12 protein-coding genes are annotated in these 24,907 nt (G+C 56.2%); 5 read left to right on the top strand and 7 right to left on the bottom strand.

Translation table 11 applies throughout. The features are described 5' to 3' along the window. Window positions 1-184 precede the first annotated feature (184 nt). The 3 genes from AB6729_RS00990 to AB6729_RS00980 form a co-directional block, all read right to left on the bottom strand. The gene (locus AB6729_RS00990; protein ID WP_371079698.1) at window positions 185-2,296 is read right to left on the bottom strand and encodes a phosphocholine-specific phospholipase C; all 2,112 of its coding nucleotides are present in this window, start codon (window positions 2,294-2,296) and stop codon (window positions 185-187) included. A 101-nt stretch (window positions 2,297-2,397) separates the two neighbouring features. Next, complete coding sequence (locus tag AB6729_RS00985; RefSeq protein ID WP_371079697.1) at window positions 2,398-5,892, bottom strand: TonB-dependent receptor; 3,495 nt, start codon at window positions 5,890-5,892, stop codon at window positions 2,398-2,400. Window positions 5,893-6,061: 169 nt separating this feature from the next. Beyond that, the gene (locus AB6729_RS00980; RefSeq protein WP_371079696.1) at window positions 6,062-7,066 is read right to left on the bottom strand and encodes a helix-turn-helix domain-containing protein; all 1,005 of its coding nucleotides are present in this window, start codon (window positions 7,064-7,066) and stop codon (window positions 6,062-6,064) included. Between the two features lie 153 nt (window positions 7,067-7,219). Between AB6729_RS00980 and eat the strand changes: the two genes are divergently transcribed. From eat to eutC, 3 genes are read left to right on the top strand one after another with little or no spacing between them, the layout of a single operon-like run. Next, entirely contained in the window at window positions 7,220-8,581 is a 1,362-nt protein-coding gene (gene eat, locus AB6729_RS00975) for an ethanolamine permease (RefSeq protein ID WP_371079695.1), read from the top strand. Between the two features lie 3 nt (window positions 8,582-8,584). Continuing rightward, window positions 8,585-9,967, top strand: coding sequence for an ethanolamine ammonia-lyase subunit EutB (locus AB6729_RS00970; protein WP_371079694.1), 1,383 nt, complete (start codon window positions 8,585-8,587; stop codon window positions 9,965-9,967). 6 nt (window positions 9,968-9,973) lie between these two features. Continuing rightward, window positions 9,974-10,738, top strand: coding sequence for an ethanolamine ammonia-lyase subunit EutC (gene eutC / locus AB6729_RS00965; RefSeq protein WP_371079693.1), 765 nt, complete (start codon window positions 9,974-9,976; stop codon window positions 10,736-10,738). A 45-nt stretch (window positions 10,739-10,783) separates the two neighbouring features. Here eutC and AB6729_RS00960 read toward each other — a convergent pair whose 3' ends face one another. From AB6729_RS00960 to AB6729_RS00950, 3 genes are all read right to left on the bottom strand, one after another. After that, a complete protein-coding gene (locus AB6729_RS00960; protein ID WP_371079692.1) occupies window positions 10,784-14,797 on the bottom strand; it encodes a fibronectin type III domain-containing protein in 4,014 nt (1,337 codons plus the stop codon). 630 nt (window positions 14,798-15,427) lie between these two features. Beyond that, window positions 15,428-16,804 carry a cytochrome P450 gene (locus AB6729_RS00955; RefSeq protein ID WP_371079691.1) on the bottom strand — a complete coding sequence of 459 codons (1,377 nt, stop codon included), beginning with the start codon at window positions 16,802-16,804 and terminating at the stop codon, window positions 15,428-15,430. Between the two features lie 97 nt (window positions 16,805-16,901). Further along, window positions 16,902-18,029 carry a fatty acid desaturase gene (locus tag AB6729_RS00950; RefSeq protein WP_371079690.1) on the bottom strand — a complete coding sequence of 376 codons (1,128 nt, stop codon included), beginning with the start codon at window positions 18,027-18,029 and terminating at the stop codon, window positions 16,902-16,904. 384 nt (window positions 18,030-18,413) lie between these two features. On the opposite strand from AB6729_RS00950, the gene AB6729_RS00945 reads away from it, so the two are divergent. Continuing rightward, window positions 18,414-21,725, top strand: a complete 3,312-nt coding sequence (locus AB6729_RS00945) for a thioester reductase domain-containing protein (protein WP_371079689.1) — start codon at window positions 18,414-18,416, stop codon at window positions 21,723-21,725. Here the strand turns inward: AB6729_RS00945 and AB6729_RS00940 are convergent. Next, window positions 21,712-22,533: a hypothetical protein gene (locus AB6729_RS00940; RefSeq protein ID WP_371079688.1), complete on the bottom strand. Its 822-nt coding sequence runs from the start codon at window positions 22,531-22,533 to the stop codon at window positions 21,712-21,714. The genes AB6729_RS00945 and AB6729_RS00940 overlap by 14 nt on opposite strands. 148 nt (window positions 22,534-22,681) lie before the next feature. Here AB6729_RS00940 and AB6729_RS00935 point away from each other — a divergent pair, with 148 nt between their 5' ends. Then, complete coding sequence (locus tag AB6729_RS00935; protein ID WP_371079687.1) at window positions 22,682-24,880, top strand: MMPL family transporter; 2,199 nt, start codon at window positions 22,682-22,684, stop codon at window positions 24,878-24,880. Window positions 24,881-24,907 lie beyond the last annotated feature (27 nt).

Raw genomic sequence — 24,907 nt, 5'->3', positions numbered from 1 at the left:
ACCGAGAATAGGTATTGAATCAATAAGATAACGAACCTTCACACTATGAGGCTAGCAGACGACACTTTATGCCGTAAAAGACTGAACGGCGACCGCTCATCTTTTGGATAGAGTAGTCGCCGTTATGCATTTTGATTCTGCACTTCCATAACGAAGCGTCAGAGTCGCAATCTTCTTTTCAGAATCACCCCAACCTGGATTGCGTCTGGCTGGGGAGACCGCTCTCCACATGGCCGGCAAGCTGCATCTGCAACACGGCAGGCGAACCGGCTTCCATGATCGAAAGCTCGTACCACCCCGCACTGGCGACAAGCGGCACTTCAAACAACGCACTGCCTAGCGGCGCCACTGACACGTCTTGCCCTGCGACCTTCGTGCACTTTTCTTCCCAAACTACGGAGACACTCTTATCTGAAGGATTCTTCAGGTTCACTCGCAGTGTCTGTTTGGAAGTATCCTGCCGAACCTCTACCTGCAGTTGTTCGATTTGCGAGATTCCTGCGTGACGCGCAAAGAAACCATTGGGACCGTACACCTGCAGATCGAACATGCGATCGCTGGGCAATTCCCAGAAGTCAGACAATGTATCCCCTGCCACCACACTGTATCGACGCGGATGAGTCGTCGGGTTCTTCTGATCGTAGACATAGAACGCCGCACCAATGCTTCCTGCATTGCGGAGGTCCAGCCATAGCTTTTTATCTTCGTGACGGACCTGTGTCTCCAACACATAGCCAATCGCGCGCGCAGGCCTTGTGCCGGGTTCCTGTTCCGGCATCTTCTGTACTGCGGGGATACTGTATGGCTTATGCGATGACGCAATGGGCTGCGGTGGGGGATAAGAGACAATGTGACGATCACTTGTCTGCGCGAAATCAAATGCTGAAGTGAGATCACCGCAGATGGAACGTCGCCACGCAGAGATGTTTGTCTCCTCCACACCAAAACGCTTTTCCAGAAAACGCAGAACTGATGTGTGATCGAAGGTCTCCGAACACGTCCAGCCGCCCTTGCTCCAGGGCGAAACCACCAGCATGGGAACACGTGGCCCAAGCCCGATGGGTTGACGCCCACCAGGATCAGCACCCGGGATCAACGGGTGCATCTCATGCGGATAAAGATCAAGATTCAGGAACTCATCCTCAAGATGCGACTGAAGAGCGTTCGATATCATCCCACCGCCGTTCGCATGCAGCGTTGACGGAGGCATTGGCGGGACAACGTGATCGAACAGGCCATCATTCTCGTCGTAGTTGATGAAGAAGACCGTCTTGTTCCACACTTCAGGATTCGACGTGAGCGCGTCCAGCACCAGCGAGATGAAGTATGCACCATCGGTCGGCGAGGCTTCCGGGTGTTCGCAGTATTTGTATGGCGCAACAACCCACGAAACTTGCGGCAGGTTCCCCTTCTGCACATCTTCCTTGAACTGCACCAGCGTGCGATCCGTAACGCCGCGTCGCACTAGCTCGCTCTTTGGCGATGCACCTTCCTTCACCTGATACTGCGCAAAGAATTCGAGTGAGTTATCTGTGTAGTTATCCGTGGGCGATCCCGGCAAACCAGTCCCGCCCTGATACACGCGCCAGCTCACACCAGCCTTCTGCAAACGCTCTGGATACGTGGTCCACGTATAACCATTGGTCTTTCCTCGCTCTTCAATCCCTGGCCCGTTCTTCCGCTTGCCAAGGCGGTTCTGCGAATCAATCGTTCCGCTCCATAGATAAATCCTGTTCGGACACGTATTCGAATGCACAGAGCAGTGATATGCATCGCACAGGGTAAACGCATCGGCCAGTGCGTAGTGAAACGAAACATCCTCACGCTTCAGATAACCCATAGTCAGAACATCCTGCTTCTGATTCACCCACTGGTTATGGTGGCCGTTGTTCCATGCAAGATGACCACTGCTCCAACCGTGATCCGTGCCCGCCTGAAACTCCGTTGTCTGTTTCGGGTTCAGATAAAACGGCAGCACATGAGTCGCGTCAGGCGACAGACCACGGTCGTGATAGCGCTTTGTCTTGACCTGTGCCGTGGGTTGATACCAGACGCTCTTTCCATTCGGCATAGGAGCTGGATGCGGATCACCGAAACCACGTACACCGCGCAGCGATCCAAAGTAGTGATCAAAGGAACGATTCTCCTGCATCAGGATCACAACGTGCTGCACATCCTGAATAGTGCCGGCTCTGCTATCCGGCTCGATGGCAAGTGCGCGACCAATCGCAGGTGGTGTCATGCCCATGCCTGCCGTTGCTGCTGCCATCTTCAGAAAATCTCGCCTGCTTCTCATGCATCCACTCCTACCCTGTTCAGACTAAAGCGAGCCGGAGAGATTCTCCGGCTCGCTTCGGTGCTTCGTCATATACATCGTTCTTTGTGATTGGTTATCGATTAGAACTGCAGACGCATGGACACCTGTCCGGTGCGCGGCCCGCCAAAGTCCACACCACTTGTCGTGGTAATCCGACCGAACGTTGAGCTGGCGATGTTCATTACCGGATTGCCAAGGTTCGTGTGATTCAGCACGTTGGTGAAGGTACCTTCAGCGCGCAGTGACACACGTTCCGTGATGGCGAACTGCTTGCTCAGTCCTGTAGACAGGTTGATCAAACCGGGCCCCACTACGGAACCGTTCTGCACATTGCCGAATCGCCCGATGGGAGCCGGGTTTCCAGTCTTTCCACCGCCTGTGGTGCATGGTGATCCTGCTACCCAGTTCGGATCACCGGGGCAAGTGAATGCGGCGGAATTAAACCACTTGTTAACGGAACGCTGCGTGGGAACAACACTTACTCCAACTACGCGGTCCGCCTTTTGCGAGCGTCCCGGATAAGCCGCACCGATCTTGGAGGAGCTGAGTCCTGAACCGGTACCAGAAGGATCGCCCTGGCCGCTGGAGAAGTATGGCGACAGGAACGGCCCGGTCTCCATCACAAAGATGCTGCTCAACTGCCATCCGCCAACCAGCAGATCCGCGTAGCGGTTCATCTTTCCGCCGAACTGCTTGCCACGACCAAATGGCAATCCATACACGAGCGTGGTGTTCCAGCGATGACGGCGTGTTCCGTAGGCCTGACCGAAATCGACATTCGGGTCCTGGCCATAGCTCGCACGCGAACTGGCTTCGCTTGCAAACCCTGTGCTGTTGGGTCCCATATTGTTGGCAAGGTTCTTCGCCAGCGTATAGGTCGAATCAACCACCAAGCCACTGCTGGTGGCACGATGAAAGTTGATCTGCCCCGACTGATAGTTGGAATCGGCTCCAGTGGAGCGGGAGTTAATGACACCCCAGTTCGGGAACAGACGCGCGGACAACGGCTGATTGTACGCAGAGGTGGTTGACGAGTAAGGCATATCGTTCAGATTCGGCGCCCAGACCAGGTGCTTCGTGGTCATGCCGATGTAGGAAACGCGCAGACCATAGCCCTTTCCGAGATCGCGATCCACGGACAATGAGAACTGGTGCGAGTATGGGTCGTTCCAGTGAATATCATTCGCCGTGCCGAAGTACGCCTGGCCGTAGTTGCTGACTGCATTGGAGCTGGTTCCCGCACCCGCATAAATGCTGGGCCAGGTGTAAGAAGGACCGCTTGCCGTCTGCGTGTTCGCATACTGCGTCGTGTTGGACTGCAGCGTGCCAGTCAACGAGTAGAAGTTGGAACCCAGCAGGGTAATGTTATATAGGCCATAGCCGCCGCGGACTACGGTACGGTTGCTGCCGAAGGGGCGATACGCAAAGCCGAACCGCGGAGCAAAGCGTAATTTAACCGCCGTACGCAGGCCATCCGGAAGCCCTGCCTGCGTGTTGTCCACCGTCGGTGTGCAGGCTGCTCCATTCTGCGCTGGTACACCGGAGCTCAATCCCAACCCGCAGGAGTTAAAGCTGGCAAGATAGTCCGTGGACACCAGAGCACCCTTGCCCGTCGGATAGATGACGCGTCCGGACTTAGCAACAGAAGGATCGAAGTTACCGATGTTGCCAGACGGATCGTGATACGCCGGGTGGTATTCGTAACGAATGCCATAACTCAACGTCAGGCTGTCTGAGACACGCCACTGATCCTGCGCGTAGAAGTGATAGTGCTTGGCTTTGCCGTCGTTATCCGATTGAACAACGTCATAGAAGGTGGTGTTGGGCGTACCAATCAGGAAGTCCGCAAATTCATTCCCGGTGAAGTTTGCCGAAGAATAATCGAATGTTCCATAGTTATCTGCACCATTAAAGCCAAGCGGTGTCAGCGCTTCAATCCTGCGGATATCCAGGCCAAACTTCATCGTATGGCGGCCCTTCACCCATGTCAGATTGTCCGTGAATACATGCGTGCGAGACTGCGAAACAGACGTCAGCCGATCGGCATCCAGATTTGTCAGATACGAGAAGTCAAGTTCCGGAAGGCCGTTGTAGAACAGGTTCTGCAATCCCTGCAGACCGGAGTTCTGTGTGAAAGTCTTTCCGTCAAATGGATTCGTATTTCCCTGCGTGGAAAAGGTAAACCCATATCGAAACTCGTTAATCAGGTTCGGCGTGAAGTTATAGTTTCCAGCTATGAGGAAGATACGATCCTTCTCAGAGTTTTCGCTGGAAGGTACGTTCAGGTTTTGAGCGTTGTGCGGGTTGTGGTTCTTGAACGAGAACCGGCCAAACACTAACGCCTTCTGTCCGAAATACTGGTCACCACGGATATCGAACTGTTCAGAATAGAGCGACGTATCTTTGTTCGTGGAGTAGTTGTACTGTCCCGGAACATAAGTGGACGTATCGCCGATATTAGGATCCGGGAAGAACTGAAGGAACTTTGCAGCAACTGCATTGATCGGTAACGCATTCAGGGGATACGTTCCACCCGTATACGGGTTCTTCAGTGAAGAAACACCCTGTACACGAGTAAAGTCGCCCTTCTTCATTGCCGCCGTCGGAACGTAGTACTGCGCAGACGTCGTTCGAGGACTGCGATACCCCTCATACGTACCGAAGAAGAACGTCTTATCGTGGCCGTTGTACAACTTCGGAATCACAACGGGCCCACCCAGCGTTCCGCCGTAGTCGTTTGTTATCAGTTTCGCCTTCGACAAAGCAGCATAAGCTTTAGCATTCAGCGAAGCATCCTGGTGATACCAGAAGGCCGCTCCGTGAAGCTGGTTTGTGCCACCCTTGGTCGTGGAAGTCACCTCACCCGGCTGGCCAAACTCAGCGTTATTCATCACGCCATCCACGCGCATTTCCGCGATGGAATCGCCGGAAGGAAAGGCATTCTGAATCGGTGAATTTCCGCCGGTGGCGCTACGCGTGGTGATGCCGTCGACCGTTACTTCCGTCTGGAACGGGAGACCGCCCTGGATGGAGAACGATGTGCCACTGCCATCACCCTGCACGCCAGGCAGGGACTGAATCATACTCAACGGGCTGGTGCCGTTTGAGCTTGCGCGATAGTTCGCAGGCAGGTCACGCACTGCAGTAGCGGAAAGGGTAGCGTCAATCGAAGGCGATTCGGTCTGAATGGCGCCGGCATCGCTTGCGTTTACTGATGTCTCTTGCGCTACCGTGCCAAGATCGAGTGCTGCATCGGCGCGCAGTTCCTGGCGTGCGGTCAACCGCAGATTCTGAATCTTCTGCGTAGCAAAGCCCGGAGCAGTCACTTCCAGCGAGTACGCACCCGCATTCAGATTGAGAAACTGGTAGTTGCCGGCAGAATCTGCTTTCGCATTCCTGGTGATACCGGTGTCGATTCCGGTGAGCTTTACTTCGGCGTTGGGAACCACAGCCGCGCTCTTGTCCTTCACAGTTCCAAGGATGGTTCCCTGGGTGGACTGGGCGTGAACGATGAGTGTACCGCTACACAACAACACCGATGCGATCGAAATTGGCGCAAGCCTACGGATAGACATCCTGATCTCCAAAAAAGTCCGTGGTGGCCAAAGCCAGTTACATCGCTACAGAAAGCTGCAACGGGCATTCGCACCATGGGGAAGTGAATGCAGCATAGCCAGCCGCGGCGTTGTCCCGTTATCTAATTTCGGCAAAGTGCGAAGGAAAAGCGCACTTGTCACAGAACTTTCATCTTGGACGAGCATCCAGCGTGCGCTTCAGCGTAAGCGAAGGCAGTTCCAGAAAGTGCTGCTTGTAGTCCTTTGAGAACTGGCTGAGATGCCAGAATCCCCAATCCGCTGCGACCTGCTGAACAGACTTGATCAGCGCACTGCGTTTGCTCAAATCACGCCGCACACCATTCAATCGCAGCAGTTTCAGGTATGCGTTTGGCCCCATACCCAACACCTGTTCAAAGGCATACTGCAGTGTGCGGCGACTGATGTTGAAGTTTCGACAAAGCTCGGGGACAGATGCCACGCGGTCCTCCAGGCTCAGCAGATATTCGCGGACATCGCGAACGAGGATCGCCTGCTGGCGCTCTGCGCGGCTCACCTCATGGCTCGCGCTGCGCTCGCGGCATGCATCCGCAACCGCATCCATCAAGGATTGCTCCATTGCCTCTCTTGCATTCACGCTCTGCGCCACTTCCGGGTAAAGCAGCATTTGTGAAAGCAACTCATGCAACAGCAGGCGCAGACGCGTTCGCAGATGTGGCGCCGCCCGCAGCAGATCGTCGTGATCACCAGGAGGGGTGACGTCCTGAAACTGACGTAAGTGTTCTTCCAGCTTTTGCCGCTTCACTACAATGCCGAAGATATCAAACGATTCAGGTGTCATCAGTTCGAATACCTGTTGTCCACGACGAATCGCAATCTCACCACAGGGGATCGTACGTGCGTCCAGGCGAAACGACACATCCTCCCGCACAGGAATACCGAACCACCAGGCGTCGGACTTCACCACGCATGATTGCCGCAAACGCGCGTTGGTGGCTTCACGAAACACATGCAGCGAGTCAGTGCAGATACCCTCAATCGCACCGTGAAAGCTGCCCGGAGAAATCTGGTCATAGAGTTGAGACCAGCCCTGCAGGCTACGCGCTTGCGCATTCGCGTCATCTGACGCACACGCATACACCTCCGCCTTTTCAGGCGAATACGGCAACGCTGCCTTCTCGGTAGAAGCTGGCATGATGGTGGGTATTATCCAATAGCGGTCTCGATACAGCAAATGCTATAAAGCGGCATTTTTCAGTAATTGCCGAATTTCAATAGTCCTTGCACCCGGATATGAGCATAATGGGCGGACACGTACACAATTTTCTGTTTTGCGGCAAAGGAGCGAATGAGCGAGCACTCTCATCTGAAGGCGACACTTAACACGTGGCAACTGTGGGGCATCGCCGTCGGTCTTGTCATTTCCGGCGAATACTTCGGATGGAGTTACGGCTGGGCCAGTGCAGGCACCCTCGGATTTCTCATCACCACGGCGTTGGTGGCCACCATGTATGGCACCTTCATCTTCAGCTTCACAGAGCTCACCACTTCGATCCCAAACGCCGGCGGTCCTTTTGCCTATGCGCAACGGGCATTCGGCCCCGTCGGCGGATACATTGCAGGCATCGCAACGCTTATCGAGTTCGTCTTTGCGCCACCTGCCATCGCGTTGGCTATTGGCGCCTATCTGAACGTGCAGTTCCCTTCCCTGTCGCCCAAGCTCGCCGCCACCATCGCATACCTAGTCTTCATGACGATCAATATCGTCGGCGTGCAGATTGCAGCCAGCTTTGAACTCTTCATTACCCTGCTTGCCATCGCAGAATTGCTCGTCTTCATGGCGGTGGTCGCTCCGGGTTTCCACCTGTCCAACTTTCTTTCGGGTGGATGGTCTGGCAAGGACCACCTGACCATCGGCACACTGCACGGTATGTTCATTGCTGTCCCCTTCGCCATCTGGTTCTTCCTTGCGATTGAAGGTGTGGCCATGGCGGCAGAAGAAGCCAGGAATCCGACCCGCTCAATTCCGCGCGCCTATCTTGGTGGCATTGCAACGTTGCTGGTGCTGGCGTTGGGAGTCATGCTGATGGCGGGCGGCGCGGGTGACTGGCGACTGCTTGCAAACATCAACGATCCGCTGCCGCAGGCGATGAAGATGATCGTAGGCTCCTCCAGCGGATGGCTCCATATGCTGGTGTGGCTCGGACTGTTTGGACTCATCGCATCGCTGCACGGCATTATCTTCGGTTATTCCCGGCAGATTTACGCTCTCGCACGCGCCGATTATCTTCCGGAAATCTTCGGTAAGATTCATCCCCGATTCAAGACACCGTGGGTTGCGATTCTTGCGGGTGGCGTGGTGGGCATTGCGGCCATTTACAGCGATTCATGGCTCGTGATCGCTGGCCAGCCACTCACCGCCAACATTGTTACCATGTCCGTGATTGGTGCACTTGTCATGTACGCCACCAGTATGCTGGCTCTTTTTCGCCTGCGCAAAACCGAGCCTGACATGCCGAGACCCTTTCGCATCCGGCTGTATCCATTTGCCCCTCTTTGGACACTGCTGGGCGTTATTGTCTGCCTGGCCAGCGTTGTGTATTACAACCGCTTGATTGCCGCGATTTTTCTTGCTACGGTCATCGCGGGATACCTGATGCTGCGTGTGACAGGACGTATTGGGGCTAAACGCAACACTTCGCGAGGCTGACGGATGGGCTTTGCTCACACCATTCAGGGAACACGCTACAACTTCGCAGATTTGAAAGAACTGCTTGCGAAGGCTTCGCCCGCGCGGTCCGGCGACGATCTTGCCGGTATCGCAGCGGATTCCGAGATTGTTCGAGCAGCGGCGCGCTATGCGCTTGCGGATGTGCCCCTGAAGCATTTTCTTCAGGAAGCCGTCGTTCCTTACGAGCAGGATGATGTGACCCGGCTCATTTTTGACACACACGATCAGGATGCCTTCGCGCCCATCGCGCACCTGACTGTGGGGCAGTTCCGCGAATGGCTTTTACAGGAAACGCAAACACCGGAATCGCTTGCTGCGGTGAGCCGCGGGCTGACGCCGGAGATGGTCGCTGCTGTCTCCAAATTAATGCGTAATCAGGACCTGATTCTGGCCGCCAGTCGCTGCAAGGTTGTAACTCGCTTCCGCTCCACGATAGGACTGCCGGGCACCATGTCTGTTCGCCTGCAGCCGAATCATCCCACAGATGATGCAAAGGGTATCCTTGCATCCACCGTGGATGGTCTTCTGTACGGTTGTGGAGACGCCGTCATTGGCATCAATCCAGCCACCGACAGCGTGACGTCAAGCATCCGTCTGTTGCAACTGCTGGACGATTTTCGTCTTCGCTTCAACGCTCCTGTGCAGACCTGCGTTCTTACGCATATCACGAACACCATGGAGGCGATGAAACGCGGTGCGCCTGTGGACCTGGTCTTCCAATCTATCGCCGGAACACAGAAGGCGAATGAGTCGTTCGGCATTTCGCTCGCCATACTGCGTGAGGCGGAAGAAGCAGCGCTCTCATTGAAGCGTGGCACCATCGGCACAAATTGCATGTACTTTGAAACGGGCCAGGGCAGTGCTTTGTCCGCGTCTGCAAACTTCGGTGTGGATCAACAGACGTGCGAGGCGCGAGCCTATGCCGTGGCTCGTATGTGCAGCCCTCTGCTTGTGAATACCGTCGTTGGCTTCATTGGGCCAGAGTATCTCTACGACAGCAAACAAATTATTCGCGCGGGTCTTGAAGATCATTTCTGCGGCAAGCTGCTTGGCCTGCCGATGGGATGTGACGTGTGCTACACCAACCACGCCGAAGCGGATCAGGACGACATGGATACACTGCTCACACTGCTGGGAGTGGCAGGCGTAAACTTCATCATCGGTGTTCCGGGCGCCGATGACATTATGCTGAATTACCAGAGCACATCGTTCCACGACGCCCTGTATGTTCGCAGCGTACTGGGCTTGAAGCGTGCACCGGAATTTGAGGAATGGCTCCGCGAAATGCAAATTGTGGATGCCAGTGGCCGGTTCGTCTTATCCAGTCCCAGTCTTGCTCGCATGCTTCCGCTGGCAGGAGCGTAAAGATTCGTGGAACGCTCGCTTGTCAATTCGGAGTCATGGTCTTCGCTGACCGAGTGGACCTCTGCGCGCATTGCGTTGGGTCGCGCGGGAGTAAGTCTTCCTACCAGACCTCTGTTGGACTTCACGATGGATCATGCACGCGCGCGCGATGCAGTCCATGCGGTGCTTGACCTTGCAACTCTCTCCACGCAGTTGCATGAGCAGGGGTTTATCGCAAAGCAAGCAGCCAGTCGAGCGAAGGATCGTTCGGAATATCTGCGGCGCCCTGACCTGGGACGCCAGCTACATCCAGACTGCGTCGCATCGCTTCGGCAGGAGGAAGCGCCCTCTATCAGACGCATCACGATTGTGGTTGCTGACGGACTCTCGGCACTTGCACCGACACTTCATGCATTGCCCATGCTCGTGCGTTTGCGCGAAGCTCTTCCTGATTGGGAACTGGACCCAGTACTCGCAACGCAGGCACGCGTTGCGCTCGCGGATGACATCGGTGAACTGCGACGCGCGCAGCTCTCTCTCATCTTCATCGGAGAGCGGCCCGGCCTTAAATCGCCAGACAGTCTGGGTGCTTATCTTACCTATGGCCCCCGACGCGGTCGCACAGATGCCGAGCGCAACTGTGTCTCGAACATCCGTCCTGCGGGCCTCTCCTATGACGAAGCAGCCTTCCGACTGGCTCATCTCATTCAGTCCGCCTACGCGCTTGGAGCCAGCGGCACGCAACTGAAGGATGACAGCGATGCCATTCCACCAATGCTTGAATCAACTTAAGGCAATGGCGTATGCCCGTAACCGCGCAGGGCATACGCCATCTGGTTAAAACTGCGCAATCATCCATGTGGTTGCACCGCCGCTGTCGACGCCCCAGCTCGTTGCGCCACTTTCAAAGCCAGGGTTTGCCAGCACATTCGTTCCTCCTGAGACGCCCAGGAAAGCATCGTCGAGAGAAGCTGCACCAGGCCCTGCATACGAGTCCTTTACCTGGAACCGCAACGAGGTGTAACTGCCCGTGCTGAACGGTGGTGTGGAACAGTTAGTCCATGCCGCAGTAGCCGTGCACTTCACGGTTGCCAGATACGTCGAGTTATTCATCACATCTAGTTCGACAGATCCTGAGCCCTGAATCCAGATGCTGCCGATATACGTTTGTCCCGCTGACACCGACACCTGCTCATGCGTCGAGGTGTAGTTCGGCGCTGCAGGAAGCGTTGCCTGCAAGCACCACAGCCCTGACCGGCACACACCGCTGCCGGAATACGCACCAATGCTTGGCGGGGTGGTCAATGTGTTCTGGTAGTAATCCACACCACCATTACTGGAGACGGATACGCCCGCACCAATCGCAGGCGATCCCGGTTGCAACGTATATGCCGCGGGACACGCCTGTGGGCCATTGCCAAGTGCTGCCGTCCAACTGCACATACCTCCATTGCCAGGGCTGTTCAACAACGGATCAGCGAAGATCGCACTGGATTCCGTACCGGAAGCTGTCCACGCTGCCAGGCTCGTATACGTTGTTCCGTTCCAGATCCACTGCGGCGTGTTCGGTGTGTAGTAGAGGTTGTTACTGAACGTCAGGCCAGTCATCGTGTTGTTGTCTCGAATAAATTCCACATTCCCGGCAGAGTTCGGATTGGCCATGTAGCAGATGTTGTCCTGGAACATTGAGCCAGAGGCAAATGCGCCCGCACCATTCCACATTGCAAGGAAGAGGCATGCGCTTGGATCGGTAGAGACGGAGGACTGCGGGATATTGTTCAGGAACGTATTGCCATAAACATAGACAGGGTTTTGTGCAGGATTCGGTGTGATCCCAAACAGACCGCCGGAGCCACGCGCCAGATCGTCATTTTCAGAGATGTTGTAACGATAGGTGTTCTTACCCCACGTGGTACCGCTGGGGTTCCCGTTGTATCCGAGCAGACCCGCCCCTGCGTTGTTATGTGTGTAGTTGTACTGAACGATTGAGTTTGTGGTGCCTCCATCAAGATCAATGCCATCCCAGTCACATCCTGTTGTGAAGGCGGGCAGTGGTTGCACGTTGTAGACCTCATTGAACTGGATATAAATGTTGTTCGCGTTGTAAGTCTCAATACCGCTGGTGCCTCCACAAGCAGTGGTGTTCGCCCCAATGTCGTGAATGATGTTGTGCTGAATGATTGCTCCATTGACGCCGTTCGCATTCAACGCACCATACGGGGCCGGATTGCCCAGGTTATAGACAGTGTTTCCCTGCATCAGGACGTTAGAGATGTTCTGCCCGTAGCCCCATCCACCAACACCTGCTCCGTCTGCCGCAGTAGCGGTAGCACCATGAAGTGTGTTGTTCAGAATTTGTACGTTGTTGAGCGGCCCTTTATTGCCGTTCAACGCGTAACCCAGGACCCATATCTCGCCACCGCCCTGTCCTCCTGTTGTGGCGAATCCACTGATGTCAGAGTTTTGCACCATCATGCCCTGGGTTGCATAAGTCACCTTGCTGTTCTGCAGCAGCACGCCCCAGTTCGTGCTCGCGCCATTCACCACTTGCAGGCCACTCACGGTGAACCCGTTGATGTTGTCACCGATGATGGCAGCCGTGTTTTTTCCGGAACAGCTTGCCGACGACTGAATCGTTGCGGTTCCCGATCCATACGATGTCACGGTAAACGGGTTCTGCATCGAAGACTTTGGCACAATGGTGCTGGTAAAGATCAGGCATCCGGTAAAGGTCTGGCCACCTTGAAAAGAAACGGTGCTTCCCTCGGGATACGTAAAGCTATTCACCTTGGCAATGGTCAGCCACGGCGTCGATGCGGAAACGCCATCATTGGTGTCGTTACCACTCGGCGAGACGTAGTACTGCAACTGCGCCTGGCTGAAGGTTGCGGCAGAAGCCTGATTGGATGCTGCGGATGTCCCGGCTCCATTCACGGCCTGCACCACATAGTAGTACGTCATGCCGTGGGTAAGCCCGCTATCGGTATAGGGTGATCCCGCAATTCCTTGCGCCACCAGATTGGAAGGAGAAGGCGTGAAGCCACTCGTCAAGCTGCGGTAAATGTTGTAGCTCCACGCATTGCTCGACGCTGTCCATGTCAGGTTGACCGTGCTCACTGAAGTAGCAGTCGCGGTCAAGCCAGTTGGTGTTCCGGGAGCCACAGTGCCCCCGCTGCCGCCACTACCACCGGTTCCGGAATAAGCGCCAATGTTGGGCGGGCTGGTTAACGTGCTCTGGTAATAATCCACACCTCCATTGCTCGCAACAACAACACCTGTGCCTGATCCCGGAGAGCTGGACTGCAACGCATAGCCAGCCGGACACGACTGCGGACCATTGCCCAGAGACGGGGTCCAACTGCACGTTCCACCAGTTCCACCGCTGGTAAACAAGGGATCTCCATAGGCAGGGCTTGTCTCCACCCCTTTCGCTACCCAGGCTGCCAGCGTTGTATAGCTTGTTCCGCCCCAGCGCCACGTGGGACTGCTATTGGCGTAATACAAGTTGTTTGAGATCGTCATGCCGCTCTGGGTATATGGGTTGTAATAGAAGTTGCCGCTTCTGCCGTACTGGTCATGGTTCGTCATGTAGCAGATGTTGTCTGCGATCAATGACCCACTGCCCCACGTACCGCTTCCATTGCCGAAGTTGAAACAGGCGCTGGAGGTCGACTTCGTATTCTGCGAGATATTGCTGAAGAAGGTGTTGCCATAGATCTGCAGCGCATTCGTCGGCGCCGACGGAACTACATCGAACAGGGCCCCCTGTGCTTTGGCCCAGTCATCGTTCTCTGAGATGTTGTAGCGGTAGGTATTTGGCCCCCATGTGTAACCACTGGGCTTCGAGGTGTAGGCAAGGAATCCGCTGCCGGCGTTGTGGTGCGTGTAGTTGTACTCCACAAGGGAACTGGTTGTGCCGCCGTCCAGATCAATACCATCCCAGTCGCAGCCAGCGGTATAGGTCACCGGCTGAACGTTGTAGATCTCGTTGTAGCGAATGGTAATGTTGTTCGACGTGTAGGTCTCGATGCCCGATGTACCTCCGCATGAGGTGACGTTCGCGCCGATGTCATGCACAACGTTGTACTGGATCGTTCCACCATCCCAGCCATTCGCTGTAATGCCCGCCCCGGTTGTTGTGGCCACCATGCCCAGGTTGTAGATCGTGTTTCCCTGCACCAGAACATTCGTGATGTTTTTACCGTAGCCCCAGCCGTTGACACCAGCACCATCCGCAGAACTCACGGATGCGCCGTGCAGCGTGTTGTTCAGAATCTGGATGTTATTCAGAGGCCCGTTATTGCCGTTCAATGCATAGCCAATAATCCAGATCTCTCCACCGTTCGGGCTTCCACTGACCGGGCCAAAACCGTTGATCTCAGAGTTCTGAATGACAATCGCCTGCGTCGGCGTATTTGAGGTCTGATTCTCCAGCAGAACCCCATAGATCGTGCTGCTACCGTTTACCACCTTCAGGCCATTCATGGTGAAACCACTGATGTTATCGACCGTGACAGCGGCCCCTGTCGTTCCAGAGCAGTTCGACTGGATCGTCGCAACACCCGTGCCATACGACGTTACGGTAAACGGCGTGGATGCGGAAGATGCAGGCACATTTGTCGTATTGAAGACGAGGCACCCCGCAAAGGTCTGCCCTCCCAGGAAAGCGACGGTGCTTCCCTGCGGGAATACAACGCTGTTGATCTTGCCAATGGTCTGCCACGGCGTGGCCGTCGTGGTTCCATTGTTCGTGTCACTTCCCGTGGGCGAAACGTAGTACGTTTGCGCGGCTAAGGAGGAGACGATTGCCATCCAGATGACAAGACATAAAAACTTTGCGGATTGCTTCATTGAGGTTCTCCGAAAATCGACTGTCGGTTATGCGAGGCACAAAGGTGATCGTGATATTCCCACGCCGGAAAAGGCACACAAGTCTGCGTGCGGAAGATCAGGCAGGTCTTCGTGACCAGCTGTCGTTTCCGGGTAGTTAAGGTCCTGGAGGGGATTCGGAATTAGACCGCGAAGGATCTATCAGCCATCTGATTGGCTACAAACTTCAGGAGGTGAGGGCAGGAACTGGGTCGGGGGACACGGTAGAAGAGACGTCATGGATGGCCTTGAAATATCTGCAGGTTTGCGAACCAAGAAAGTTTGGCCTACGCCAGGTACCCTTCTCTTTCGCACGGCTGAGAACTATCGCGTTAAGCTCCCACGATTGGGAAGTTCCAACCCGTTACGTAACACGTAACAACTGCCACATTTCAGAGGATTTCGCTCAAGACCGAGGCTTTCATCCAGGCAGATGACGCCCCAAAGAATGATTGACCGACCTTGCGTGGTTCACACCCGGATGAGGCGCCGATCCCACTCTCCGACTGCCACAGCGAAGGCGGAGGGGCACTTCTATCGATGCACACGCGGCCGCTGGGTCGACCTCATTCCGAGATGCATCGCTGCCTTATGAGCTGTGGACGGTGACCGCTACACAACCTCTGCAACGCGTGACACCGCGTTGGTGAAGGTCATGCGTATTCCATGCTTTGGTCTCAGGATCACCATCGGTTGCGCTTCGATGGTCTGACCGGGTTCGACTTCGAAGTCGTACTTTCGAAGCAGGTCGCTCAGGATCATGAGTATCTGCAACATTGCATAGTGGTTGCCGATACAGCCTCGGGGGCCGCCTCCGAAGGGGAGATAGGTGAATGGCGCGCGAAGCTTTTCGCTGCCCTTGATGAACCTGTCCGTATCGAATGTCTCCGGGTTGGGCCAATGCTTCTGGGCATGGTGCGCACCGTATACATGCACGATAACCATAGAACCCGCCGGTATGACGGTGTCGCCCACGCGGTCGTCCGCAATGGCTTCCCGATCGACCATCCAGAACGGCGGGTAGAGGCGGAGCCCCTCCTGAATGACCTGCGTTGCGTAGGTGAATTTCGGAACATCGGCGTGACTGAGTGGAGCGTCGCCCAATACCTCATCAAACTCCTGACGCATCTTCTCCAGGCACTCGGGTCGTGAACTCAGAAGGTACAGCAGCCACGAGAGCCCATTGGACGATGTCTCATGCCCCGCCACCAGCAACTGCATACTCTCGCTGAGGACGAGTTCGTCGCTCATGCCCTCCCCATCGGCGTACCGTGCGTCCATCAAGGTCTGCAGCAGGTCCAGCGCGGGTGGCTCGTTGCGACGCTTCTTGATGTACGCCATCAGGACCGCATCCGCACGTTTACGCATCTCTTCATGTTTGCTGAGTTCACCCGACACCTCGAACCATGGGTTCAGATACGGCTGAAGTGTCTGCTTCACGATGAATTCCTGAACAGCGCAAATGGTTTCGCTGACCAGCTCAATATCTTCGTCCTTGAGTCGTGCCCCAAAGAGTGATCGGGCAACCATTGCAAACGTGATCTTCATGAGCTGCGGATAGATATCGACCGGGCCGCTGCGGATCTGCTTGTCGAAGTCTGTCAGCGACTCAGCGAGGGAGTCCTGCATGATGATGGACAACGCATCGAGCTGCTTGCGGTCGAAGCCCTTCTGGATCAGGCGTCGCTGTGTCTTCCAGGCTTCGCCTTCGGTCGTGAGCAGGCCCTTGCCCAGAAAGTGCCCCATCCGCTTCACCTGAATCTCAGATTTGCGGTAGTTTCCGGCGTTGGTCTTCAGCACGTGCTCGATCACTGCGGGATCGATGGTTACAATCGCTTCCTTGATGCCGCCAAGATAAAAGCGGAAGGTATCACCGAACTCTTCGCTGTACTGCGAAAGAACCTGCACAGGATTGCTGGCCATGGCGCGCGAGTCCGCGAGGGAACGCATGCGGGACACAGCAGGAATGAGCGTGGACGACGGGGTCATGCCCAGCCTTTCTGGTTATTCCCCTGGACCGCAGGGAGCTTTGTGTCGTGAGCAGCACGCGATCGCAGATCCCTGAGGACCGTGAAAAAGCACTGCATCAGTTTTCGTTCCCCAACTGCCTCAACAGCAGCAGATGGTGCCAGATCGCCCTGGTCATCGTGGCGTGTTGCCGATACGGCACACCGAACTCCTCGGCTGTCTGTTTCACGATCCGGGTGAGCGGAGCATAGTGGGTGTGGCATACGTACGGGCACAGGTGATGCACAACGTGATGATTCAGACCACCCACAAGCCAGCCGACAACGGGGTTCTCCGTCGCATAGTCGGCCGTAGTGGCAAAGACATGGTAAACACCGTTTTCAAATTCACTGCGATGTAAGGGAAAGTACGTATCCTCAATCACGTGAGTTGTTTGAAAGACGAGCACAACACTGATGCCAACGACCAGGTGGACAAGGAAGAACGCCGTAAGAACCAGCCACGGCGATTCCCTCATCACCACAATTGGCAGTACGAGCATGTAGGTGAGATAGAAGGCCTTACCTGCGAAGAGGATGACATATTCCCGCACAGGGTGTTTCGTCCGCGTCAGGTAGTCGTGGCCGGGTAAGAAAAAGCTCTGGAAGTCGCGGACGAACACATATTCCAGCGAGAACAGCGCGTAAAGAAAGAGCGCGTAGATGTGCTGGAAGCGATGCAACGGCGTACGCGGATCATGAGGAGTAAAGCGAAACAGGCCCCGGCCCTCAATCGCATCATCTTCCCCATGCAGATTGATGCAGGAGTGGTGTCCCCTGTGATGCAGAATACGCCACATGTAGGAGCTGATCCCGCAGAGGTCGAAGACATAGTTCAGGCTCTTATTGATCACCGGTCGCGACGAGATGGCGTTGTGGTTGCTGTCGTGCGCTATGTTCAACAAAAGAAATGTCTGGGCAAGGCCGCCCAGAAGATACAGAGCCACGAATGCCCAGGCAGCAGGATGGAGCGTATACAGCGCGATCCAGCTGCCCGCCAACACCGCCATACCCACGGCGATCTTGCCCCACATGGTGGGATCGGCCTTGGGCGAAAGGTCCGCATCCGCGAAGAAACGTTCCAGACGCCAACGCAAAACCTTGGGAAAAGTAGACACGCCCGCCGGTTCGGCCACTGGTATTGCGGAGGTTTCGGGCGGTACAAGATCGACCGCGTCCTCTGCAAACGTAGTTTGCACTGCAAACACTACTTGCCCTCCGTGGCTGGCGATTTGCTCCAGCACCTGCTCGCATAGCGATTGTAGAGCGAACCCGTCACACAATCCATGAAGGTCCTAATAAGGCCACTACAATCCATCATGCTTCGTTACCATAGGATTACTCAAGAACATAAAAGTACTGACTCCTGCATGCTCCGTAAGCGCTCGAAGAGTGCCTGTAAAGCCGATCCTGTACTCTACCGTAATCGGAACAGTCTCCTTACCGCGCGGCGCTACGGCGTGGATACTGAAGAAATCAAGCGCGTATAGTCACATTCGACGTGCTTTTCCCGTCTATACATGAAGCACCTGAAATTGTTCCACATTGCCTATGAAGCCTGCTTATACCCTTTGGAGGATCGCTGATTGATCATGCCGTCGATTTTGAGCCAACTGCAAAAGCTTGCAGCTGAGCACCCGGACAAGTTGTTGTACTCATACCTTGACGTGGACGGCGATCCGATCGAAAGCTACACGTACGCCTCATTTCTCCTCCGCGCGGAGGCGATTGCCGGGTATTTGTTGACCGACGGTCGATTCGCAGTGGGCGACCGCCTGCTGCTTGCCTACCCGCCCGGACTTGAGATGATCTGCGCATTCTTCGGCTGCGTTCGCGCAGGGCTCATCCCCGTGCCCGTGTATCCACCGAGTTCGCGGGGCTTCCAAAGCGCGCTGTACAAGATGGTCCACATTGCGAAGGATTGCCAGGCAGTCGGCGTTCTTACCAGCAGGGACTATCACGCTTCACTCAAAACAAACCTTGCACGCAGCGGCGTATCCACCTCCGGCGTGGATGTCGACTACATCTCGGGTCTTCCCTGGATCGCAACAGAAGAGTTCGTGGAAGCGAATGGTCTTGTCCCGCATATTGCGCCCTCGAAAATCCTCTTCCTGCAGTACACGTCCGGTTCCACGATGGAGCCCAAGGGCGTCATCGTCTCGCACGAAAACATTCTGAGTACAGCAGCGCTCGTGGTCGAGAATGAATCGCCTGTCGTCGTCTCCTGGCTGCCGCAGTATCACGACATGGGCCTGATCGGCTGCTACTTATATCCCGCGCTGCGTGGCGGCACGACATACGGTTTCGCGCCCATGGACTTTATTCAGCGACCGGTGCTGTGGTTCGAGACGATGTCAAAGTATCGCGCCACCTCCACCGCTGCCCCGAACTTTGCGTATGACTATTGCCTGCGTACCGGCCGTCTGCCCAAGGAAACGCTGGATGCCTGCGATTTGAGTTCGCTGCTGGTACTGATGTGCGCCGCGGAACCCGTGAAGCCGGACACATTCACACGATTTCTGGAAGCATTTGAGCCCTACGGTCTGAAGGCCGAGAGCTTTTATGTTGCCTATGGACTGGCGGAGAATACCCTCGCCGTCACACTTCACGGTCGCAACATCGTCTCGGTCAACAAGCGTGCGCTTGCACAGGGCAAAGCTCGCATGACCACCGAGGTCTCCGAGATCGACACAGCAAAGCAGATCGTCAGCTGCGGTGCGCCGCTTGCAGGCCTCGATCTGAAAATCGTCGACCCCGAAGCGCATTGCGTGCTTGAAGAAGGACGCATCGGTGAAATCTGGCTGGCTGGCAACGGCAAGTGCCAGGGCTACTGGAACAATGCCGAGCTGACACTGAAGCAGTTCCGGGCGCGACTTGTGGACGACAGTCCCTATGACGACGGCTATCTGCGCACCGGCGATCTCGGCTTTATGCACCGTGGCGAACTCTACGTCTGCGGTCGTATCAAGGACATGGTCATTCTCCGCGGGCAGAACTACTATCCGCACGACATCGAGAATGTCGTCGAAAAGTCGTCCAGCCTCATCCGACACAACTGTGTGGCCGCGTTCCAGATCCACGAAGACAATGAACCGGCGCTTGCCATCGTCGCCGAAGTGAAGAACCCAAAGGTGCTGCCGGACGCTCGTAAGATCGCGACTGCCGTGCGGAACTATCTGAATGTTGAAGTCGCAACGATCGCACTGATCGCACCGCGAGCTGTGCCACGGACCAGCTCAGGCAAGATCATGCGCCACAAGACCAAGCAGATGTGGATGGCCGGTGAATTCACCATCCTCTCGGACTTCTCGCGAGATGGCGACGTGGATGCAGCACAGGCCGTTGTCAACATGAACTCGCCTTTTGCGGAGTTGAAGGCGCGCTACAACCTGACCGGACAGGAAACGTACAACCTGATTGAGGCTGGGCTCGATTCGCTGGATCTTGTCGGCTTCATGCATGAGTTGAAAGAACTGTTGAAAGACAAGGGTGCCGAGTTGCTGGCACGGCAGGTGGATATTGGCCTCGTACAGCGCGTCAGCGTTGCGGAGCTGTTCAGCCTTGCCGACCAGTTGGAGAGCGCACCGGAAGAAGCTATTCTGCATCTGCGCGAGTTCCTCGCGGCCTTCCGCGAAGAGCAAAACGCGCTCGAAATGCAGATGATGCGCGAAGACACGAAGCTCCTCTTCGACCCGCCCGCACCTGCGCCCGTTCCAAAAATTCCGTCGCCACGCCAGATCCTGCTCACCGGAGGCACCGGCTTCATTGGGCCGTTCCTGATGACGAGCCTGCTTGAGCAGACGGAAGCGACGATCCACGTGCTCGTCCGCGCCTCTGATGAAGTTCAGGGCAAGCAGCGCCTGAAAGCCGCGATGCATTCCATGGGCCACGTTCCAGCAGAGTTGATGGAGATGTTCGAGGCTCGCATCGTGCCTGTCTGTGGCGATCTTGGCCAGCCAGGTCTTGGTCTGATGCAGGAGACGTGGGACACACTCGCCACGGAAATCGACACGGTCTTCCATAACGGCGCGACCGTCAACTACCTGTTCAACTACGACATGATGCGCGAAGCGAATGTGCTTGGAACGAACGAGATCCTGCGCCTCGCCTTTGAAGGCCGCTCGAAGGAGTTCAACTACGTTTCGACCACATTCATTCATGGTTGGGCGCATAAGCCCAGCCTGTTTGAGACTGACTGCAATGCGGAGATGGCGCTGCTCGATTTCGGCTACAGCCAGACCAAATGGGTTGCGGAACAGGTGGTCTTCGCAGCGCAGCGCAAGGGCCTGTCCGTGCGCGTCTTCCGTCCGGCGCTCGTCAGCCCATCCGTCGATGGCGGCGGCAACAATTTCGATATTGCCGTTCGCCTGGTTGCCTTCATGGTGAACCACGGCATTGGGGTGGATACGCTCAACCAGGTCAGCTTTGTTCCGGCGGACATTGTCGCGAATAACATCGTTGCTATCTCGACCACTCCAGGCACGGCCAATCAAACGTTTCACGTGGTGCGCGACGAATACTCGAACATGACCGACATCACCCGGCTGATCACGGAATCCACCGGGCGACAGTTCGATGCGTTCCTATTGCCGGATTTCGTTCCAGAGCTCATCCGCCGCTGCCGCAAGGAAGATCTTCTCTTCCCGCTGCTGGACTTCCTTGTGGGTTCGGTCGACAACATCTCGTCGATGGAGTTCAAACGCTACGAAAGTTCGACATATCAGGCAGCGCGCGATGCCTCGACATGGGGCAGGCCCGATCCATCACTCGAAGACACAGTGAACGGCATCTTGAAATTCATGAACCGTAAGGGGATTATTTCCGTCAAAGTTCGCGAGGACAATGAAGAGTCAACGAGTGTGGCTCTCGTTGACTCCAATGCCCTTTCCGTCACCGCTTCTTAAAGACGAGCTTCTCGGTCACATGCTGGCCGGTTTCCAAAGTTGCCGTGCTGGATAGCGTCAATTGCTGTCCGTCTGCGGAAACCTGCCAGCGATCCTTTTGCGTGATCTGGTTGTCACGCTGAAAAGTCGCATCGACCGTGTGCGCATCGGCAAGCGCAAGCGCCACGGTATCGTTGCGCGAGTTCTTCACGTCGTATGGCTTGCCGTCAAAGCGCGCCGTGTAGCTGTAGTCGCCTGAAAAGCGGACACCACCACCGCCGTCCGCTTCGATCTTGAGCGATGCGCCTTGCTGCATTCGCGTCTTGCTCATATCCTGCGTCCAATCACCTGCAAACGGGTCCTTGGGATCCTTCACTGCGCCGGTGCGCGTCCACACGGTGATCTGCGGCGTGTGGCCTGCAGAGGTGGTCGTGCTCGTCAACACGGCTCCGTCGTTCGAAAGCTTCTCACGCACCGTTGCTACGAGCGCGCCGTCTTTCTTCTCGCGCACCTCGGCCTCTTTTTTGCTGATGCGATGCAGCTCAATCTGATTAAAGCCAAGATTGCCCGGTGCCGGTGCTTGTTTTCCATTCGTGTTGGCCGTGAAATCGAGATGGGTTTCGCCGGACATGACAACGTGCGTTCCATTCTGAACGTGCGTGATAGAAAGCCGGTTCGCCGGATCGATACTGGACTGCGCGGAGACCAGGGTCCACGACCCGATGCGCGGGTCCGCGCCGCCGGACTGGAAAACGAACAGTGCGAGGAGCAAGAGATTACGAATAGGGCCTCCTAAGTCGCCTGACAAGTATTGGCGGCGCGGCATCATGCCGGCAGCCCTCGGCGAGTGTATACCCACTGTAGGATGCGGAAGTGCACACCCGGAACCGCTTCGGTTCGGTGCCTCCATTTTGTGCCCACTCACAGGCCATTTATCGGCTCCGTTCAGCGTCTATGACATGATGAAAGCTATGCTTGTGCGCCGATTTCTGGTGGCTGGGGTAGTCCTCGTAGCAGCTCTCGCACTGCTTCCCTTTTCCTTTCACGCAGAGCGATCGCTTGAGACCGCAACGCGCGTGGAAGGCAGCCAGGCGGAAGCCGTCCGCGATCAACTGGCGAATCGGTTCCACTCGCCCTTTGTCGACCAGGTTGTCCTCGTCGTTGAAGGCGTTCCGTCCGCGGATTCCGATGAAGGTACCGAGGCGCTAGGGACGATCGTCGCCAGCCTGAAGGCTCAGAACGGTGTCTCCGGCGTCGTCTCCTACCTCGATCTTCGCGACCCGGTATTTCTGGGCCGAGGTGGCGGAACCTATGTGCTTATTGGGCTCGCGTCAAGCGACGTTCCCGTCGAGTCACTCGTTCCGGGGCTGCACCAGGTGGCAACCTCACTTCAAAACCAGCTCAAGAGCCGCTATCCCGCAGTGAAGCTTGAGCTGACCGGCGAAATCCCGCTCAACTTCGATATCCGCAAGGCCAGCGCAGATGATGTACGCCGCGGCGAAAGCCTCGTCATCCCCGCGACGCTCGCGCTGCTGCTGCTGGCCTTTGGAAGCCTTGTGGCTGCCCTCATCCCATTGGCCGTCGGCGAGCTTGCCATTGCAACCACATTGGCTATTACAGGCTTTCTGGCCCACCGTTGGCACCTGTCCATCCTGGTCCAGAATCTGGCCACGATGCTGGGGCTGGGCCTTGGTATTGACTACGGTCTGCTCATGGTCAGCCGTTTTCGCGAAGCAATTTCTTCGGGGCTGGATGCGGCAGAAGCGGCAGACGTTGCGGCACGTCAGGCAGGTCACACGCTTCTGGTCTCAGCGTCCACGGTCGGTATTGGTTTCCTGGCCCTGCTCACGGTGCCTATCAGCGAGGTCCGCTCCATTGGCATCGCAGGGTTTATCGTCGCCGGATTGAGCGTGCTGCTTACCAATACCCTGGTGCCCGCAATTCTGACACTACTCGGCCGTCGTATCAACATGGGTTGCCTGCCCTTCGCTCCAAAGCTCGACGCACGTCGCGCTGAATGCACAGGCACTCGCTGGCGGAAGTGGGGCAAGTTCATCGTCGCGCACCCGTGGAGCGCTCTCGTGGTGGCGGGCGTTCCCTTGCTCTTCCTCGCGTTGCAGGTACGCCATCTTGACACCAGCGTTCCCCCCGGCGACTGGCTGCCGGAAGCAGCGGAATCCGTCCACGCTCTCCACGCCCTCGAACGCATGGATCGGGGCGGCATCGTCGAGTCGCTGCGCATCGTCGTCGAACTGCCAAAGGATTCCATCGCCCAATCCGACGCAGGCTGGCAAGCGATCGATACCATCAGCAAGCGCCTCGCCAGCGATCCTCGCAGCGACCGTGTCATCTCCATCACAACCATCGCAGAAGGCAACCGGTCTTCCCTGCCACAACTGTCGCGGGAGACACGCCGCACGCTCCTGAGTGGTGACGGGCAAGCTGCGTTGATTCAGGTATTGCCCAAGGGTTCTGTCACTCTGCGTGATCAGGTGGATTGGGTGCGTCAGCTTCGAAAGATCGGCGCACCAACCCTCACTGGGGTTCCCGGAGCAACGCTCCTCATCGGCGGCATTCCCGCTCTCAACGCCGATTACGAAACAATCATTCGCGACCACTTTCCATCGGTCATGGGGCTGGTCATCGGCGGCACGCTGCTGGCACTGCTCTGCGGTTTCCGATCGATCTTTGTCGCTGTAAAGGCAATCGCGCTGAACCTGTTCTCCGTCGCCGCTTCCTTCGGGGCGCTGGTCCTTGTTTTTCAGGACGGCTATGGCAGCAGGTTTCTGGGTGTGCCAGAAGGAACAGGCAGCATCTTCCCGCTTGTGCCAATCGTCACTTTTGCAATCGTCTTTGGGTTGAGCATGGACTATGAAGTCTTCCTCGTTGCCCGTGTGCTCGAAGCCAGGCGAAGCGGCATGAGTGAAGTCGACGCAATCCCCGAAGGCATGGCGCGAACCGCAGGCCTGATCACAAGTGCGGCAGCCATTATGATCGTCGTCTTCGCGGCATTTACCTTTGGAAGCTTCCTGGTGGTCAAGATGATCGGATTCACCCTGGCCGTTGCCGTTCTGATTGACGCCACCATCATCCGCATCATTATCGGGCCGGCATTGCTGCGTCTTGCAGGCAACTGGAACTGGTGGCCAGGTGGTCTCGATAAAAAGAAGGTGTGAATCGTATTTCCTACAAACACGCGATGT

This window comes from Terriglobus sp. RCC_193 (assembly GCF_041355105.1).
Lineage (GTDB): Bacteria > Acidobacteriota > Terriglobia > Terriglobales > Acidobacteriaceae > Terriglobus.
Note: the sequence above shows the minus strand (reverse complement) of the source record. Positions and strands in the feature narration are given on the sequence as shown.

Coding starts and splice junctions, on each gene's coding strand:
- AB6729_RS00970 (WP_371079694.1), top strand. CDS start 8,585: ATGGGCTTTGCTCACACCATTCAGGGAACACGCTACAACTTCGCAGAT.
- AB6729_RS00940 (WP_371079688.1), bottom strand. CDS start 22,533: ATGATGCCGCGCCGCCAATACTTGTCAGGCGACTTAGGAGGCCCTATT.
- AB6729_RS00985 (WP_371079697.1), bottom strand. CDS start 5,892: ATGTCTATCCGTAGGCTTGCGCCAATTTCGATCGCATCGGTGTTGTTG.
- AB6729_RS00955 (WP_371079691.1), bottom strand. CDS start 16,804: ATGACCCCGTCGTCCACGCTCATTCCTGCTGTGTCCCGCATGCGTTCC.
- AB6729_RS00990 (WP_371079698.1), bottom strand. CDS start 2,296: ATGAGAAGCAGGCGAGATTTTCTGAAGATGGCAGCAGCAACGGCAGGC.
- AB6729_RS00980 (WP_371079696.1), bottom strand. CDS start 7,066: ATGCCAGCTTCTACCGAGAAGGCAGCGTTGCCGTATTCGCCTGAAAAG.
- AB6729_RS00960 (WP_371079692.1), bottom strand. CDS start 14,797: ATGAAGCAATCCGCAAAGTTTTTATGTCTTGTCATCTGGATGGCAATC.
- eat (WP_371079695.1), top strand. CDS start 7,220: ATGAGCGAGCACTCTCATCTGAAGGCGACACTTAACACGTGGCAACTG.
- AB6729_RS00945 (WP_371079689.1), top strand. CDS start 18,414: ATGCCGTCGATTTTGAGCCAACTGCAAAAGCTTGCAGCTGAGCACCCG.